The organism is Arthrobacter sp. J156, assembly GCF_056172865.1.
Window position 1 is genome coordinate 441,952 of record NZ_CM149650.1, and the last position, 16,437, is coordinate 458,388.

A 16,437-nucleotide genomic window follows, 5' to 3' on the forward strand; every position below is an offset into this window, starting at 1 on the left:
GGCCATGATGCACACCCAAGCCACCGCCCCCGCGGCCCCCACCGCCACGGCGCCGGACGGACGCCGACGGTTTCCCTGGACCACCGTCGGCCGGACGGCCCTCCTGGTCCTGGCCGCCGTGCTGACGCTCGGCCCCGTGATGTGGACCCTGTCCACCTCCCTGCGGACTCCGGCCGAGTCGTTCGACCTGCCGCCGCAGTTCCTGCCCCTGGACCCGGACTTCTCCTCCTACGCGGAGGTGTTCCGGCAGATCGACATGGTCCGGCTGGTCCTGAACTCCGCGCTCGTCACGGGGCTCATCGCCGCCGGGCAGATGATGACGGCGGCGATGGCGGGCTACGCGTTCGCCCGCCTGAGCTTCCGGGGCAAGGGGGCGCTGTTCTCGATCGTCCTGGCCACCATGATGGTCCCCGTCCAGGTCACGATCGTCCCGGTGTTCATGCTGATCCGCGGCATGGGCCTGTCCGACACCCTGCTCGCCCTCATCATCCCCGCCATCCCGACGGCGTTCGGCACCTTCCTCATGCGGCAGTACTTCATGGGGGTGCCCGCCGAGCTCGCCGAAGCGGCACAGATCGACGGCGCGAGCCCGTGGCGCACGTTCTGGTCCGTCTACCTCCCGCTGGCCACGCCCGGCATGGCGATCGTCGGCATCCTGGCGTTCAACTTCCACTGGAACGAGTTCTTCCGGCCGCTCATCCTGACGATCTCCGAGGAGAACTTCACGCTTCCCCTCGGCCTCGTCTCGCTGCAGGGCAACATGGGCACCGGGAGCATCTCCGTGGTCCTCGCCGGCGTCGTGTTGTCGATGCTGCCCGCCCTCGTCGTGTTCCTCTTCGGCCAGCGCAGCCTGCGCGAAGGCCTGACCGCCGGGGTCGGCAAGTAGCCCCGCCCGGACCCGTCCACCACCGCCTCCGGCCCCGTCCGGATCCCCGTTTCGCCGGCGACGCCCGGCCATCGACACCCCAGGAGCAGATCACCGTGACATCCGCCGCCGCCAGCGCCACCCGGGCACCGGTCCGAGACCTTCCCACGATCCACCCGCGGCCCCGGGCCGGCTGGATCAACGACCCGAACGGCATCATCCGGCACGAGGGCCGGTACCACGTCTTCTTCCAGCACAACCCCGGCTCGGCGCGGCACGGGGACATCGTCTGGGGCCACATGAGCTCCGCCGACCTGCTGGCCTGGGAGCAGCATCCGCCGGCCCTGCGGCCCCAGCCAGGGGAAGCCGACGCCGCCGGCTGCTGGTCCGGAGTGGCCGTGCTGGACGACGCCGGTCGCCCGACCGCCGTCTACACGGGGGTCACCGCCGACGGCGGAGCGTCCTCCGTGATCGTCGCGACGGGACGCCCGGGACTGGCCGGATTCGAGCAGCCCGGACGCCTCGCCACCGGGATGCCACCGGGCGAGCCGTTCACTGACGTGCGGGACCCGTTCGTCTTCCACCACGGGGGGCGCCGCTACGCGATCCAGGGAGCGGGAAGCCCGGGCGGCGACCCCGCGATCCTGCTCTACGACGCCACGGTCCTGGACGACTGGGTCTACCTCGGCACGCTCCTCGACTCCACCGATCCGCTGGCCGCGCGACTGGCGCCGGCCAACATCTGGGAGTGCCCGCAGCTCCTCGAGATCGACGGAACGTGGGTGCTCATCCTCTCGCTGTGGCGCAACGACGGCGGCGAACACCGCCTGAGCGGCGTGAGCTACCTGCACGGAGCGCTCGAGGCGGTCCCGGGGCAGGAGCCCGCCGGGCTCTCGCGGGCCGCCGTCGGTGCCGGTCCCGAGGTGGCCGGCCCGGCCGCGCCGGCCCTGCGCCTCGTGCCCGCCGGCGGCGGGGAGGTCGATTCAGGACCCGACTTCTACGCCCCGCAGGTCCTGCGCGAGGACGGGAGGGCGCTGCTCTGGGGCTGGTCCTGGGAGGGCCGGCCGCAAGAGGAATCCGACGCCGCCGGCTGGGCCGGGATGCTGACGCTGCCCCGCGAACTGGGGTTCTCGGGCGGCCGGCTCGTATCGGTGCCCGCCGCCGAGAACGCCGGATTCCGCCGCGGCCCGCTGGACTGGCGGGCCGGGGGAACGGTCCTGCCCGACGCGGCCGAGGTCCACCTCGACGCGGCGGACGGCGATGCCGAACTGGTCCTGGAGGGACCCGAAGGCACCGTGACCGTGGCGCGGCTGCCGATCGGGGACGGCCTGCGGATCGTCGTCGACGTCTCGATCGCCGAGGTCTTCCGGACGGGCTCGGTGCCGCACACCGTCAGGGCCTACCCGGGGGCGGGCCAGGCGTGGGCCGTCCGGGTCCCGGCCGGCGCCACGGGCCGGGCATGGGAGCTCGCGGTCCCCTCGGCGGACTGAGCCGGGCCGTGTTACGTCCGCGGCGGGGCCGTCGAGGCGCGTACCACGAGCGGGCACGGCACGCGGATGAGCGGCGCGCCGGCCCCGGCGCCACCCCGGGGGCCGGCCGCGGGCCGGCCCTCCAGCGCGTCCAGGAGCAGGCCCGCCGCGGCGGCGCCCATCTCCGCGTGGGGCAGGGCGACCGTGGTCAGGGACGGCACGAGGTGGGCGGCGAGGTGCTGCTGGTCGTCGTAGCCGATGACGGACAGCTCGTCCGGAACCGAGATCCCGTGCCGCGCGGCGTAGAGCATCACGCCCACGGCCACGCGGTCATTGGCGCAGACGATCCCCGTCGGGCGTTCCTCCGGGGAACCGCCGAGCAGGCGTGCGGCGGCCGCGTAGCCGTCGTCGACCTCCCACCCCGCCTCGAGGACGGTTCCCTCCGGAAGGCCGGCGGCGGAGACCGCGCGCCGGTAGCCCACGACGCGCTCGGGGCCGGCGTCGTTGTCGTCGCCCGCGGCCATCGCCAGGCGCCGGTGGCCGAGCGAGATCAAGTGGGCCGCCGCCGCCTGCCCGCCCTCGACCTCGGCCGGGACGACGCCGGGAAGCCGCCCCTGCGCGTCGCGGCAGTTCGCGAGGGCGGCAGGCTGGGAGAGCAGGCCGGAGGGCACGTCGAGGGTGCGGAGGGCGCCCGTGGCGTAGATGATCCCGTCCATGCGGCGGCGGACGAGCTCGGCGATGAGCTCCTGCTCCCGTTCCGGATGCCGGTCGGAGTCGGCGACGACGACGAGGTAGCCGCGCTCGGCGGCGGCGCTCGAGGCTCCCGAGACGACCTTGCCGGCGAACGGGCTGGAGACGATCTCGTCCGTCACGATCCCGAGGGTGAGGGAGCGCTGGTTGCGCAGGCTCACGGCCACGGGGTGCGGCGTGTAGTCGAGTTCCGCGGCGGCAGCCCGGATCCTCGACTGGGCCTCGGGGGCGACGTTGCCGTCCGCATGGCCGTTGAGGACCATGGAGACGGCGCTGCGGGACACGCCCGCGAGCTTGGCCACGTCGAGTGCCGTGGGGCGCCGCGCCTTCATGCCGAGCGCTCCCTCCGGGTCAGGACAGCTCCATGATGTATTCCTTGACGACCGCGGCACGGGCGTTGGCGAAGCCCTCGGCCTCGCCGACCACCTCGAAGCCGCGGCGCGTGAGGACCTTCTGCGAGCCGATGTTGTCGGTCACGACGCGGGCCCGGATGGGGCGCTGCGTGAACTCGGCGAGGAACGCGTCGACGGCGCTCGTGGTGATGCCCTGGCCCCAGAACTCCTTGGCCGTCCAGAAGCTGATCTCCGGCACCCCGTCGTTGGGGTAGGCCAGGACCGAGCCGACCACGCGCCCGTCGTGTTCGATGGTGCGCACCGTGATCTCGGGGTCGTTCAGGATCAGTCCCCAGTGGTGGTCGAACACGCCGCGGTCGGCGGGGTTCTTGGCGGTGAAGGCGGCCATGAGGTTGGCCTCGGGGTCCTGCTGGTGCTCGAAGAACCAGTCAAGGTCCGTGGCCTCGACGGGGCGTAGCTTCACGGTGGTTGCCTCTCTCGATGCGGTGGTGGGGTCCTTCGTCCTAGGGTACCGGCGCGGAGAGGGCGGCACGCGCCATCGCCGTCAAACGGAGTCTCCGGGCGTCGGGATCGCTGTCCGTGCGGTGGGTCGAATGCGGAGTCGAGTTCAGCAGGCCGAAGACCGCCTGGGCGCGGAACCGGGCGGCGGCCCGGTCCTCCCGTGGGTGCAGCCGCAGCAGCTCGTCCGCCCACACGTCGATGTAGGCGCGCTGGAGCCGGCGGACCTCGGCGGCGTCGCCGTCGGACAGGCTGGCGAGGTCCCGGTCCTGGACGCGGATGACGTCCCGGTGTCCCAGCGCGAACTCGGCGTGGAAGTCCACGAGCCGGGCGAGCACCTCCGCGGCCCCTCCACCCGCTCCGGCGACCGAGCGTCCGCCGTCGAGCAGGTCCGCGCTGACGCCCGTGAGCAGGGCGCCCAGGACGGCCGACTTGCCGGGGAAGTGGCGGTAGACGGCGGGGCCGCTGATGCCCGATGCCGCGCCGAGGTCCTCGATCGAGACCCCGTTGTAGCCGTGGAGCGCGAAGAGCCGCGCGGCCTCGGCGAGCAGCGTCGAGCGGCGGCTGGCCTTGGCGCGGCCGCGCTCCGTGGGGGCCTGGTCGGTGTCGGTCATCGCGTGTCCTGCTCCTTGCGTCGTCGGGCGCGGCCGGATGTGGCGCGCGCCACGAATCCGGCTGGACATTCCAGTTAGCGACCACTAACCTCGATTTCAGTTAGCCGATGCTAACCGAATGTCCCGTGCGGTCATCCTACGCCCCCGCGGCGCGGGCGCCCCCACTGCTACAGGAAGACGTCAATGGAGACCCTGGTATCCCGCGTCGACGCCGGCTCCGGCGGCTTCGCCGCCAACGACGAGGCCCAGCGCGGCCTGGTCCGCGAGCTGCGCCAGCGGCTCGCCCGCGCCGCGCTCGGCGGACCCGAGGCCTCCCGGAAGCGCCACGTCGAACGCGGCAAGCTCCTGCCGCGGGACCGCGTCGACGCCCTGCTCGACGACGGCTCGCCGTTCCTCGAGATCTCGCCGCTCGCGGCCGAGGGCATGTACGACGGCGACAGCCCGGGCGCGGGCGTGATCGCCGGCATCGGACTGGTCCACGGCCGCCACGTCATGGTCGTGTGCAACGACGCCACGGTCAAGGGCGGGACGTACTACCCGATGACGGTCAAGAAGCACCTCAGAGCGCAGGAGATCGCCCTCGAGAACGGGCTGCCGTGCATCTACCTGGTCGACTCGGGCGGGGCGTTCCTGCCCAAGCAGGACGAGGTCTTCCCGGACCGCGACCACTTCGGCCGGATCTTCTACAACCAGGCCAACCTCTCCGCCCGCGGGATCCCGCAGATCGCCGCCGTGCTCGGTTCCTGCACCGCCGGTGGCGCCTACGTCCCCGCGATGAGCGACGAGACCGTGATCGTCCGGAACCAGGGCACGATCTTCCTCGGCGGGCCGCCCCTCGTGAAGGCGGCGATCGGGGAGGTCGTCACCGCCGAGGAGCTCGGCGGGGGCGAGCTGCACGCCCACGTCTCCGGCGTCGTCGACCACCTCGCCGAGAACGACGCCCACGCCCTGCAGATCGTCCGGGACATCGTCGAGACGCTGCCGCCCGTCCCCGAGCCGGCGTGGGAGATCACGGCCGCCCAGGCACCGGCCGCGGACGAGTCCGAGCTGTACGGGGCGGTGCCCGTGGACGTCAACGCGCGCTACGACGTCCACGAGGTCATCGCCCGGATCGTCGACGGCTCGGGCTTCCACGAGTTCAAGGCCGGCTACGGCGACACGCTCGTCACGGGCTTCGCCCGGATCCACGGGCACCGCGTGGGGATCGTCGCCAACAACGGCGTGCTGTTCTCCGAGTCCGCGCAGAAGGGCGCCCACTTCATCGAGCTGTGCGACCAGCGGGGCATCCCGCTCGTCTTCCTGCAGAACATCTCCGGCTTTATGGTCGGACGGGACTACGAGGCCGGCGGGATCGCCCGCAACGGCGCCAAGATGGTGACGGCAGTGGCGACGTGCCGCGTGCCCAAGCTGACGGTCGTCATCGGCGGGTCCTTCGGCGCCGGGAACTACTCCATGTGCGGCCGCGCCTACTCGCCGCGCTTCCTGTGGATGTGGCCCGCCGCGCGGATCTCCGTGATGGGCGGCAACCAGGCCTCGTCCGTGCTGGCGACGGTCAAGCGCGACCAGATCGAGGGCCGCGGGGGCTCCTGGAGCGCCGAGGAGGAGGACGCGTTCACCGCGCCCATCAAGGAGCAGTACGAGTCGCAGGGCAGCCCCTACTACTCGACCGCCCGGCTCTGGGACGACGGGGTCATCGATCCCGCCGACACCCGCCGCGTCCTCGGCATGGCCCTGGACGTCTGCGCCCAACGACCCCTGCCGGAGACCTCCTTCGGCGTCTTCCGGATGTAGGAGATGCCCTCCATGACCCAGCAGCTGTTCCACACCGTCCTCGTCGCCAACCGGGGCGAGATCGCCGTCCGCGTCATCCGCACCCTGCGGCGCCTCGGGATCACTTCCGTCGCCGTCTACTCCGACGCCGACGCCGGCGCCCTCCATGTCCGCGAGGCGGACCTCGCCGTGCGGATCGGACCCGCGGCGGCCGCGCGGAGCTACCTCGACATCGCCGCCGTCGTCGAGGCCTGCCGGGCCACGGGAGCGCAAGCGGTCCACCCGGGCTACGGCTTCCTTTCCGAGAACGTCGACTTCGCCCGCGCCCTCGAGGACGCCGGGATCGTCTTCATCGGCCCCGACGTCCACTCGATCAACCTCATGGGCGACAAGATCCGGTCCAAGAACCACGTGGCCTCCCACGGCGTGCCGGTGGTGCCGGGGATCGCGGAGCCCGGGCTCTCCGACGACCAGCTCGTCGAGGCCGCGGCCGGGGTCGGCTACCCGCTGCTCATCAAGCCCTCGGCCGGCGGCGGCGGCAAGGGCATGTTCGCCGTCGAGTCCCCGGAGGAGCTCCCGGCCGCCCTCGCGAGCGCCCGGCGCACCGCCCGCGGCGCGTTCGGCGACGACACGCTGTTCCTCGAGCGGCTCGTGCGCAGCCCACGCCACATCGAGGTGCAGGTCCTCGCCGACCGGCACGGGCACACCGTCCATCTGGGCGAACGCGAGTGCTCGCTGCAGCGCCGCCACCAGAAGGTCATCGAGGAAGCGCCGTCCCCGCTCCTCGAGGGCCTGGCGGACGGTCCGGCGCTCCGGGAGCGCCTCGGAGCCGCGGCCGTCGACGCCGCGCGGTCCGTCGGCTACGTCGGCGCGGGAACGGTCGAGTTCCTGGTCTCCGACGAGGAGCCGGGGGAGTTCTTCTTCATGGAGATGAACACCCGCCTGCAGGTCGAGCATCCCGTCACCGAGGAGGTCGTGCGCATCGGCGGCGGCCGGATCGACCTCGTCGAGTGGCAGCTCCGCGTCGCCGCCGGGCAGGAACTGGGCTTCGGGCAGGACGAGATCGGGCTCGAGGGCCACGCCGTGGAGGCGCGCGTCTACGCGGAGTCGCCCTCGAACGGCTTCCTGCCCTCCATCGGCGAGGCGTTCCACCTCGAGGAGCCCTCGGGAGACGGCATCAGGGTCGACTCCTCGCTCGGGACGGCCGGATGGGTCAGCGAGCACTACGACCCGATGATTGCCAAGGTCATCGCCTGGGGCCCAGGCCGCCCCGAGGCGCTGGACCGCCTCGACCGCGCGCTTGCCGCGACCGTGGTCCTCGGCGTCGAGACCAACCTCGAGTTCCTCCGCTCGCTCGTCGCGGACCCGGACGTCGCCGCCGGCCGCCTCGACACGACGCTCATCGACCGCAAGGGCGTCGCACCGAAACGCGCGATCACCGGCTCGGAGCTCGCGGTCGCCGCGGCCCGATTCCTCGCCGACGAGGCGGGGCGGACGCCGGCCGGCGGGCGCGGCGGGCAGCCGGGACCGTGGGACGGGAACGACGACTGGCGCGTCGCGGGCCGCCGCTGCCGGGAGCTGCTGATCGACACGCAGGACGGCCCCCGCACGGTGCTGCGCCGCCCGGCGCCGGCCGGCCGCGGGGAGGTCCTGGAGGTCGACGGCGTCGAGCACGTCGTCGCACCCGCGGCGCCGGACGGACGGGCCCGCGTCGACGGCCGCGCCGTGCGGCTGACGGTCCGGACCACCGCATCCGACGGCTTCGGCGACGCCTGGGTCTCCGCGGAGGGCTGGAGCACCGTGGTCCGCCGCCCGGACCGCCGGGAGCTGCTGCACCGCGCCCTGTCGGCGATCGAGCGGGGGGAGTCGGCCGGGGATCCGGAGGCGCGCTCCCCGATGCCCGGAACGGTCGTCTCCGTCTCCGTCGCCACGGGGGACCACGTCGTCGCCGGCCAGCAGCTGATCGGCGTCGAGGCCATGAAGATGGAGCACCCGCTCACGGCGGCCGTGTCCGGCGTCGTCACCCTCCATGCCGCCGTCGGCGAGCAGGTCCGGAAGGACCAGGTCCTCGCCACCGTCCACCCCGACCCCGAGCCCGAACCGGATCCGGCCACCGCCGGCGCCGCGCAGCAGACCACCACCACAGGAGCCTGAGCATGCCGAACCTTGAACTCGAAGACGAATACCAGGACCTCGTCGACACCGTCCGCGACTTCGCCGACCAGGTCGTCGCCCCCGTCTCCGCCAAGCACGACGAGGAGCACAGCTTCCCCTACGAGGTCGTCGCGCAGATGGGCGAGATGGGCCTGTTCGGGCTGCCCTTCCCCGAGCAGTACGGCGGCATGGACGGGGACTACTTCGCCCTGGCCCTGGCCCTCGAGCAGCTCGGACGCGTCGACCAGTCCGTCGCGATCACGCTCGAGGCCGGTGTCTCGCTCGGCGCCATGCCCGTCTACCGCTTCGGCACCGAGGAGCAGAAGCAGGAGCTCCTGCCTCCGCTCGCGGCGGGCACCGCGTTGGCCGGCTTCGGACTGACGGAGGCCGAGGCGGGATCCGACGCCGGCGGCACCCGCACGACGGCCCGGCTCGAGGACGGCGAATGGGTGCTCAACGGCACCAAGGAGTTCATCACCAACTCCGGCACCGACATCACCCAGCACGTCACCGTCACGGCCGTCACCGGGACGAGCGAGCGGCCCGACGGCACGGTGAAGAAGGAGATCTCCACGATCGTCGTCCCGGCGGGAACGCCCGGATTCACCGCGGAAAAGGCCTACAACAAGGTGGGGTGGAACGCCTCCGACACGCACCCGCTGACCCTGAAGAACGTCCGCGTCCCCGAGGCCAACCTCCTCGGCGAGCGGGGCCGGGGCTACGCGAACTTCCTGTCCATCCTGGACGAGGGCCGCATCGCGATCGCCGCCCTCGCCACGGGCGCCGCGCAGGGCTGCGTCGACGAATCGGTCCGCTATGCCAAGGAGCGCAGCGCCTTCGGCCAGAACATCGGCAAGTACCAGGCCATCGCGTTCAAGATCGCCCGCATGCAGGCCCGCGCCCACACCGCCCGCCTGGCCTACTACGCCGCCGCTTCGAAGATGCTGGCCGGCAAGCCGTTCAAGACGGAGGCGGCGATCGCCAAGATGGTCGCCGGCGAGGCCGCCATGGACAACGCCCGCGACGCGACCCAGGTCTTCGGCGGCTACGGCTTTATGAACGAGTTCCTGGTCTCCCGCCATTACCGCGACTCCAAGATCCTGGAGGTCGGCGAGGGCACCACGGAGGTCCAGCTCATGCTGATCGCCCGCGAGCTGGGGCTCTAGGGATGGGCGCGGGGACGACGCCGGAGCGCGGCCCGTCGGGCGGGCGGCGGATCGAGCAGCGGGGCCTGTACCTGGACGAGCTGGAGGTCGGGGCCGTCTACGTCCACGGCCCCGGGCGCACGGTCACGGAGGCGGACAACGTCCTGTTCACGACGATGACCATGAACACGCAGGCCCTGCACCTGGACGCCGCCTGGAGCGCTGGACAGCCGTTCGGCCAGCGCCTCGTGAACTCCATGTTCACCCTCGCCACGATCGTCGGCCAGTCGGTTGCGCAGCTCACCCAGGGCACGATCGTCGGACAGCTGGGGCTGGACGACGTCCGCTTCCCGCACCCGCTCTTCCACGGAGACACCCTCTACACGGAAACGGAGATCCTCGCGGCCCGGCCCTCGGCGTCCCGGCCCGGGCAGGGGATCGCCACCATGCGCCACACGGGACGCAAGCAGGACGGCACGATCGTCGCCGAGGCGACCCGCAGCTGCCTCATGTGGACCTCGGAGGGCCACCGGGCCGCGCTGGCGGGGGGCCGGCCTGCCGCCGGAAGCGGGTCCGCCGGGGGCGGGCGAGGTGCGGCGGGCAGGGGACCGGAGGGCAGCGCGCCATGAGCGGGTTCGCGCTGGGCCCCGCCATCCTCTTCGTGCCCGCCGACCGGCCGGAGCGCTACGCCAAGGCGGCCGAGCGCGCCGATGCGGTCATCATCGACCTCGAGGACGCCGTCCTGCCGGAGGCCCGCCCCGCCGCCCGGGAGGCCGTCGCGGCGAGCCGGCTGGACCCCGAGCGGACGATCGTGCGCGTCAACGAGGCCGGCAGCCCCGACTTCGCCGCGGACCTCGAGGCCCTGGCCCGGACCGGCTACACCACGGTCATGCTGCCCAAGGCCGAACGCCCGGAGCAGCTCGAGCCCCTGGACGGCTACCGCGTCGTGGCCTTGTGCGAGACGGCCGCGGGCGTGCTCAATGCCCCGGCCCTTGCCGCCGCCCCCCACACCGTCGCGCTGATGTGGGGAGCCGAGGACCTCATGGCCTCCCTCGGCGGGACATCCAGCCGCTCCGACGACGGCCGCTACCGGGACGTTCCGCGCCACGCCCGGGCCGCCGTCCGGCTGGCCGCCGGCGCCCACGGCAAGGCCGCCATCGACGCCGTGTTCCTGGACCTCGAGGACCACGGCGGCCTGCGCGCCGAGGCGCTCGACGCCGTTGCGAGCGGTTTCGCCGCGACGGCCTGCATCCATCCCGGCCAGGTACCCGTCATCCGCCGTGCCTATGCTCCGACGGCCCAGGAGCTCGACTGGGCCCGCAGGCTCCTCGCGGCCGCCGGGGGCCGCCAGGGCGCGTTCGGCTTCGAGGGGCGCATGGTCGACGAGGTCGTCCTCAAGCGCGCTCGCCTCATCGCCCACCGCGCCGGGGACTGAGCCGCGCCGGGGCAGCGGGCCCGGACCAGCCCGCCCCGCACGCGAGCGCCCCGGCGGTGTTCCCGGACGCCGCGGGGAAGCGGACGCCGACACGGGCCGGGCCATGGGGGACCGCGCCATCTCCCCGCGTGGCGCAGAATGGCAGGCATGGATTTCGATGACGCCGAGGGCCCGGATACCAGCTACACGACGCTCGAGGGCGTCCCGTACGTCCGGCTCGTTCCCGAGGAGGGGCCCAGCCCGGTCTGGGCCTGGGAGGCGATCGGGTACGACGTCCTCTCGCCCGCCCCCGAGCTGGAGCGCCGGCTGCGGCGATGGCACGAGACACACCTGGCGGAGGGGTCCGGCGGGGCCGGAACGACTGCGGGCGGAGGGACAAGTGCCGTCCTCCAGCGCCTGCGCGCCGAGGGCATCCTGATCGCCCAGGAGCTCGCGGCGCACCTCGGCTCGCCACTCGCCGTGGAGTTCGGCGCCGCCGACCCCTCGTGGGACCCCGACGCGGCGGCGCACCAGGCGGGCGGATCGCCGTGGGAGGCCGGAAGCGGCTGGGACGGGGCCGACGGCGAAGGCCGGCGGCCCTCCCTGATGGATCCCGCACTCTTCCACGCCCGGACCTTCCCGGCCGACCCGGCCGCCAGCCGGCGGATCGCCTGGATGCTGTCCCACCCCTACGAATCCCCGGACCACGGGGCGGCCCCGGACGGAGCCGGGGACGACTGGGACTGATCCGGCGGTCTGGAAGAATGGGCCGGTGAGCACCACCGAGCAGCACTTCACCCCTCCGCCCGCGGACCGGCCCCGCCGCGTCGTCTTCCTGGGATCGACCGGTTCGATCGGCACCCAGGGCCTCGACGTCGCCGCCGCGGCCCCGGACCGCTTCGAGGTCGCGGCGCTCGCCGGCGGCTCCAACACCGCCCTCCTCGCGGAACAGGCCGTCGCCACGCGCGCCGGCGCCGTCGGATCCGCCGCGGGCACCGTCGACGGCCTCGCCGCCGCCATCGCCGAGCGCGCCGCGGCCGAGGGCGTCCGCGGCTACCGCCCCGAGCTCTTCGCCGGCCCCGACGCCGCGGCGCGCATCGCCGCCTGGGAGGGCGCCGACGTCGTCCTCAACGGGATCACGGGCTCGATCGGGCTCGCCCCCACCCTCGCCGCCCTCGAGGCCGGCCGCCTGCTCGCCCTCGCCAACAAGGAATCGCTCATCGTCGGCGGGGCGCTCGTCAAGGACGCCGCCGCCGAGGGACAGCTCGTCCCCGTCGACTCCGAGCACTCCGCGCTCGCCCAGGCGCTCGCCGGCGGCACGCGCGCGGAGGTCGCCCGGCTCGTCGTCACCGCCTCCGGCGGCCCGTTCCGCGGCCGCAGCCGCCCCGAGCTGGCCGCCGTGACCCCCGCCGAGGCGCTCGCCCACCCCACGTGGGACATGGGCCGCGTGGTCACCACCAATTCCGCGACGCTCGTGAACAAGGCGCTCGAGGTCATCGAGGCGCACTTGCTCTTCGACGTCCCGCTCGAGCGGATCGTCCCCGTGGTCCACCCGCAATCGGTCGTGCATTCGATGGTCGAGTTCGTCGACGGCTCCACGCTCGCCCAGGCCTCCCCGCCGGACATGCGCCTGCCGATCGCGCTCGGCATGGCCTGGCCCGCCCGCGTTCCGGGGGCCGCCGCGGCGTGCGACTGGACGCGCGCCGCCGAGTGGACGTTCGAGCCCCTCGACGAGGAGGCCTTCCCCGCGGTCCGGCTCGCCAAGCAGGCCGCCGGCGCCTCGGCGACCCACATGGCCGTCTACAACGCGGCGAACGAGGAGGCGGTGGACGCCTTCCACGCCGGCCGGATCGGCTTCCTGGACATCGTGGACTCGGTCGCCGCCGTCGTCGACGAGTACGACGCCGGAGCGGTCGCCGGCGCCTCCCTCACCCTCGGGGCCGTGCTCGCGGCCGAGGACTGGGCACGAAACCGGGCCCGCGCGCGTTGGGAGCAGATGTGACCGTCCTCCTCTTCACCGTCGGCGTGCTGATCGTCGCCGTCGGCATCGCCGTCTCCATCGCCCTGCACGAGGTGGGCCACCTGGTCCCCGCCAAGCTCTTCGGCGTCCGCGTTCCCCAGTACATGGTCGGCTTCGGCAAGACCGTCTGGTCCTTCAAGCGCGGCGAGACGGAGTACGGCTTCAAGGCCCTGCCCCTGGGCGGCTACGTCTCCATGATCGGCATGTACCCGCCGGCCACGGTTCCCGCGGGACGGCCGGGCGCGGGGGAGGAGGTCGTCCGCCAGTCCAGCACGGGGATGTTCCAGCAGCTCGCCGACGACGCCCGCAAGGCCGCGGCCGAGCAGCTGCAGCCCGGCGACGAGAACCGCATGTTCTACAAGCTCCCCGTGTGGAAGCGGATCATCATCATGCTCGGCGGGCCGCTCATGAACCTGCTCATCGCGTGCGCCCTCATCGCCGTGCTCGTCTCGGGCTTCGGCACGGTGCAGAGCACCACGCGGGTCTCCGAGGTCTACCAGTGCGTCGTCTCCGACGCCGAGCAGGCCCAGCGCGCCGAGGCCGGCCAGGAGGCCTGCCAGCCCGGCGACCCCGAGGCCCCGGCCTTCGCCGCCGGGCTGCGGCCCGGGGACGTCGTCACCTCCATCGACGGCGTGCCCGTGCGCCTGTGGGACTGGGACCGGCTGACCGAGCGCATCCGCGCCGGCGCGGGCCAGGAGACCGCCATCACCTACGAGCGCGACGGCCGGGAAGTCACCGGGACCATCACGCCGCTGCTGACCGAACGCCCGGCGCTGGACATCAACGGGCGGGCCGTCGTCGCCCCCGACGGCACGGTCGAGACGGTCCAGGTCGGCTTCGTCGGCATGGGCTCGGAGCAGCTCCTCATGACCCTGCCCGTCACGGAGGTCCCCGGCCTCGTCGGCCAGAACGTCCGGGCCGTCGCCGACGTGGTCCTGGACCTGCCCGCCCGCATGGCGGCCGTGGCCCGGGCCGCGTTCACCGACGCGCCGCGGGACGTCAACGGGCCCATGTCCGTCGTGGGCGTCGGCCGGATCGCCGGCGAGGTCTCGGCGATGGAGGAGATCCCGCTGCAGAACCGCTTCTCCACGCTGCTCGGGCTCATCGCGAGCCTGAACGTGGCCCTGTTCGTCTTCAACCTCATCCCGCTGCTACCGCTCGACGGCGGACACATCGCCGGCGCGCTGTGGGAGGCGCTCCGCCGCGGCTTCGCGAAGCTCTTCCGGCGCCGCGATCCCGGGCCCGTGGACATCGCCAAGCTGCTGCCGCTGACCTACGTCGTCGCGGCGATGCTCCTCGGGATGGGCGTGCTGTTGATCTACGCTGACATCGTGAAGCCGGTCCAGTTGTTCTGACTGCCGCCGCCGCACCGCCCGGCGCCGCACCACCACCGGAAGGACACGTCGTGCGTCCTGCCACTCCACGCCACCCCGCCGCCGGAACCCCCGGCATCCGCCCTGCCGCCGCCGTCTGCGCGGTCCTCGCCCTCGCCCTGCTCCTGGGCGGCTGCACGCCCGGCACCGGGCCGTCGGACGCCGCGGGCACCGCCGCGCCGGCGCCGACGGCGGACCCGCACGCCGTCGTGCTGAAGGAGCCGGATCCGGGCCCGGCACGGCTCGACGCCACCGGTTCCGACGCCGCGCTCCAGGCCAGCCGCCTCTACTTCGACCACGCCCCGGCCGTCGTCCTCGTGGCGGTCCCCAACAGTGGCGCCCTGCCTCCGGCCGCCGTCGAGGCCGCCGCCCGGCTCGGCGTCCCGCTCCTGCAGGCAGGGCCCGGCGACGAGGCCGCACCGCTCGCCGCCGAGATCGAACGGCTCGGCGCCGAGCACGTCGTGGCCTGGGGAGAGCCCGACGGCGGGTGGGAGCCCTTCACGGCCGGGCGCTCTCTCGTCGACGGCCGGGCACCGGACGCGCAACTGCCGCCCACGACACCGGCGCCGGCCCCCGGGCAGCCGCCGCTCGTCGTCGTCCTGGATCAGGACGAGGACGCGCTCGCCGCGGCCTCCGCGACGGCCGCCGCGGCCGGCGCCGACGTGGAAGTGCTCGCCTCCCCCGATCCGCGCGAGGGAGCCAACTTGGCGCTCTTCCAGGCGGCTGCCGGTCGCCCCGTCCTCGGGCTGGGCCCCGGACTGGGGGCCGAGGAGGACTTCGCCGCCCTCGCCGAGACCGCGGCCAGCGGCCCCGAGCTCCCGGGCGGCGGGCAGACGGTCTTCCCCGCGCGCCGCATGGTCGCCCTTTACGGGCACCCGGAGACCGGGGCCCTGGGCCTGCTGGGGGAGCAGGACGCCGAGGCCGCCGTCGCCCGGGTGAAGAAGCTGGCCGCGGACTACCAGCCCTACAGCGACGAGCCCGTGCAACCGGCCTTCGAGATCATCGCCACGGTCGCCTCGGCGGGCGCGGGCGATGACGGCACCTACTCCCGCTACACGCCGGTCGAGACGCTCCGCCCCTGGGTCGAGGCCGCCGGAAAGGCCGGCGTCTACGTGGTCCTGGACCTCCAGCCGGGCCGGAACGACTTCCTGAGCCAGGCCAGGCACTACGAGGAGCTGCTGAAGCTCCCGCACGTCGGGATCGCCTACGACCCCGAGTGGCGGCTGGGGCCGGACCAGCGCCACATGGTGCAGATCGGCTCCGTGTCCGCCGCCGAGCTCAACGAGGCCAATGCGTGGCTCGCCGAGCTGACCCGCAAGCACCGGCTGCCGCAGAAGGTCGTCATCCTGCACCAGTTCCAGCTGCGGATGATCCGCGACCGGGAGAGCCTGGAAACGGGCCATCCCGAGCTGTCGCTCGTGCTCCACGCCGACGGCAACGGGACCCCCGGGCAGAAGCTCGAGACCTGGAACGCGCTGCGCCGGGACCTCCCCGGCGGGATCCGCATGGCCTGGAAGAACTTCATCGACGAGGACTCGCCGACGTTCAGCCCGGAGCAGACCTACGACGTCGAGCCGAAGCCGTGGTTCGTCTCCTACCAGTAGCGGACCGGGGCCGGGAACCGCCGCGCCGCCGAGGTGGGGCGCGCCACGTCCGTCGTGGCCGCGCCGCCGCACGGTCTAGGGTAGGAACATGACGATTTTCGCTGTCGAGTATGTCTACGGGACGGGCACGGACGCCGCCCGCGACGAGCACCGCCCCGAGCACCGCGCCTTCCTCGCCTCGCTGACCGACGCCGAGGGCGTGTCCCTCGTGGCCTCCGGCCCCTACGCCGACGGCAGCGGGGCCCTGTTGATCCTGCGCGCCCCGGACGAGGCGCGGCTGGCCAGCGCCCTGCAGCAGGACCCGTTTAATGCCCAGGGCCTCGTCTCGGCGCTGCGCACCACAGCGTGGATCCCCGCCACGGGCGAGCTCGCCCACCACGCCTGACCTTCCCGCCCCCCACGACCCCG

General features: G+C 73.5%; 15 protein-coding genes. 12 read left to right on the forward strand and 3 right to left on the reverse strand.

Annotated elements, in window-relative coordinates; genetic code table 11:
- Positions 1 to 4: 4 nt before the first annotated feature.
- Together AC0QR5_RS02070 and AC0QR5_RS02075 are read left to right on the forward strand one after the other, a co-directional pair.
- Positions 5 to 886: a carbohydrate ABC transporter permease gene (locus tag AC0QR5_RS02070; RefSeq protein ID WP_329859951.1), complete on the forward strand. Its 882-nt coding sequence runs from the start codon at positions 5 to 7 to the stop codon at positions 884 to 886.
- 95 nt (positions 887 to 981) lie between these two features.
- Positions 982 to 2,355 (forward strand): glycoside hydrolase family 32 protein, encoded by a 1,374-nt coding sequence (locus AC0QR5_RS02075; protein WP_329859952.1) that lies wholly within the window; start codon positions 982 to 984, stop codon positions 2,353 to 2,355.
- Positions 2,356 to 2,366: 11 nt separating this feature from the next.
- Here the strand turns inward: AC0QR5_RS02075 and AC0QR5_RS02080 are convergent, their stop codons facing one another.
- Genes AC0QR5_RS02080 through AC0QR5_RS02090 form a run of 3 tightly spaced genes read right to left on the reverse strand, consistent with a single transcriptional unit; the run spans position 2,367 to position 4,549 of the window.
- Positions 2,367 to 3,416 (reverse strand): LacI family DNA-binding transcriptional regulator, encoded by a 1,050-nt coding sequence (locus tag AC0QR5_RS02080; protein ID WP_329859953.1) that lies wholly within the window; start codon positions 3,414 to 3,416, stop codon positions 2,367 to 2,369.
- A 19-nt stretch (positions 3,417 to 3,435) separates the two neighbouring features.
- Positions 3,436 to 3,900 (reverse strand): GNAT family N-acetyltransferase, encoded by a 465-nt coding sequence (locus tag AC0QR5_RS02085; protein WP_329859955.1) that lies wholly within the window; start codon positions 3,898 to 3,900, stop codon positions 3,436 to 3,438.
- A 40-nt stretch (positions 3,901 to 3,940) separates the two neighbouring features.
- Positions 3,941 to 4,549, reverse strand: coding sequence for a TetR/AcrR family transcriptional regulator (locus tag AC0QR5_RS02090; RefSeq protein WP_329859956.1), 609 nt, complete (start codon positions 4,547 to 4,549; stop codon positions 3,941 to 3,943).
- Between the two features lie 183 nt (positions 4,550 to 4,732).
- Here AC0QR5_RS02090 and AC0QR5_RS02095 point away from each other — a divergent pair, with 183 nt between their 5' ends.
- The 10 genes from AC0QR5_RS02095 (at position 4,733) to AC0QR5_RS02140 (ending at position 16,414) form a co-directional block, all read left to right on the forward strand.
- Positions 4,733 to 6,340 (forward strand): carboxyl transferase domain-containing protein, encoded by a 1,608-nt coding sequence (locus tag AC0QR5_RS02095; RefSeq protein ID WP_329859957.1) that lies wholly within the window; start codon positions 4,733 to 4,735, stop codon positions 6,338 to 6,340.
- Between the two features lie 12 nt (positions 6,341 to 6,352).
- Positions 6,353 to 8,473 (forward strand): acetyl/propionyl/methylcrotonyl-CoA carboxylase subunit alpha, encoded by a 2,121-nt coding sequence (locus AC0QR5_RS02100; protein ID WP_329859959.1) that lies wholly within the window; start codon positions 6,353 to 6,355, stop codon positions 8,471 to 8,473.
- 2 nt (positions 8,474 to 8,475) lie between these two features.
- On the forward strand, positions 8,476 to 9,639 hold the full coding sequence (locus AC0QR5_RS02105; protein ID WP_329859960.1) for an acyl-CoA dehydrogenase family protein: 1,164 nt from the start codon (positions 8,476 to 8,478) through the stop codon (positions 9,637 to 9,639).
- Between the two features lie 2 nt (positions 9,640 to 9,641).
- Positions 9,642 to 10,247, forward strand: a complete 606-nt coding sequence (locus tag AC0QR5_RS02110; RefSeq protein ID WP_329859961.1) for a MaoC family dehydratase — start codon at positions 9,642 to 9,644, stop codon at positions 10,245 to 10,247.
- On the forward strand, positions 10,244 to 11,053 hold the full coding sequence (locus AC0QR5_RS02115; RefSeq protein WP_329859962.1) for an HpcH/HpaI aldolase/citrate lyase family protein: 810 nt from the start codon (positions 10,244 to 10,246) through the stop codon (positions 11,051 to 11,053). Before AC0QR5_RS02110 ends, AC0QR5_RS02115 begins: the two co-directional genes overlap by 4 nt.
- 147 nt (positions 11,054 to 11,200) lie before the next feature.
- On the forward strand, positions 11,201 to 11,779 hold the full coding sequence (locus AC0QR5_RS02120) for a hypothetical protein (RefSeq protein WP_329859963.1): 579 nt from the start codon (positions 11,201 to 11,203) through the stop codon (positions 11,777 to 11,779).
- Positions 11,780 to 11,804: 25 nt separating this feature from the next.
- Positions 11,805 to 13,034, forward strand: a complete 1,230-nt coding sequence (dxr, locus tag AC0QR5_RS02125) for a 1-deoxy-D-xylulose-5-phosphate reductoisomerase (RefSeq protein WP_329859965.1) — start codon at positions 11,805 to 11,807, stop codon at positions 13,032 to 13,034.
- A complete protein-coding gene (locus AC0QR5_RS02130; protein ID WP_329859966.1) occupies positions 13,031 to 14,407 on the forward strand; it encodes a M50 family metallopeptidase in 1,377 nt (458 codons plus the stop codon). The genes dxr and AC0QR5_RS02130 overlap by 4 nt, the downstream gene beginning before the upstream one ends.
- A 50-nt stretch (positions 14,408 to 14,457) precedes the next feature.
- Positions 14,458 to 16,029, forward strand: a complete 1,572-nt coding sequence (locus AC0QR5_RS02135; RefSeq protein WP_329859968.1) for a hypothetical protein — start codon at positions 14,458 to 14,460, stop codon at positions 16,027 to 16,029.
- Between the two features lie 88 nt (positions 16,030 to 16,117).
- Positions 16,118 to 16,414, forward strand: a complete 297-nt coding sequence (locus AC0QR5_RS02140; RefSeq protein ID WP_329859969.1) for a YciI family protein — start codon at positions 16,118 to 16,120, stop codon at positions 16,412 to 16,414.
- Positions 16,415 to 16,437: the final 23 nt, after the last annotated feature.

What these genes read in the sequence shown, in the direction of transcription:
- AC0QR5_RS02120 (WP_329859963.1), top strand. Translation starts at nt 11,201, where the DNA reads ATGGATTTCGATGACGCCGAGGGCCCGGATACCAGCTACACGACGCTC.
- AC0QR5_RS02100 (WP_329859959.1), top strand. Translation starts at nt 6,353, where the DNA reads ATGACCCAGCAGCTGTTCCACACCGTCCTCGTCGCCAACCGGGGCGAG.
- AC0QR5_RS02090 (WP_329859956.1), bottom strand. Translation starts at nt 4,549, where the DNA reads ATGACCGACACCGACCAGGCCCCCACGGAGCGCGGCCGCGCCAAGGCC.
- AC0QR5_RS02115 (WP_329859962.1), top strand. Translation starts at nt 10,244, where the DNA reads ATGAGCGGGTTCGCGCTGGGCCCCGCCATCCTCTTCGTGCCCGCCGAC.
- AC0QR5_RS02105 (WP_329859960.1), top strand. Translation starts at nt 8,476, where the DNA reads ATGCCGAACCTTGAACTCGAAGACGAATACCAGGACCTCGTCGACACC.
- AC0QR5_RS02110 (WP_329859961.1), top strand. Translation starts at nt 9,642, where the DNA reads ATGGGCGCGGGGACGACGCCGGAGCGCGGCCCGTCGGGCGGGCGGCGG.
- AC0QR5_RS02070 (WP_329859951.1), top strand. Translation starts at nt 5, where the DNA reads ATGATGCACACCCAAGCCACCGCCCCCGCGGCCCCCACCGCCACGGCG.
- AC0QR5_RS02095 (WP_329859957.1), top strand. Translation starts at nt 4,733, where the DNA reads ATGGAGACCCTGGTATCCCGCGTCGACGCCGGCTCCGGCGGCTTCGCC.
- AC0QR5_RS02140 (WP_329859969.1), top strand. Translation starts at nt 16,118, where the DNA reads ATGACGATTTTCGCTGTCGAGTATGTCTACGGGACGGGCACGGACGCC.
- AC0QR5_RS02080 (WP_329859953.1), bottom strand. Translation starts at nt 3,416, where the DNA reads ATGAAGGCGCGGCGCCCCACGGCACTCGACGTGGCCAAGCTCGCGGGC.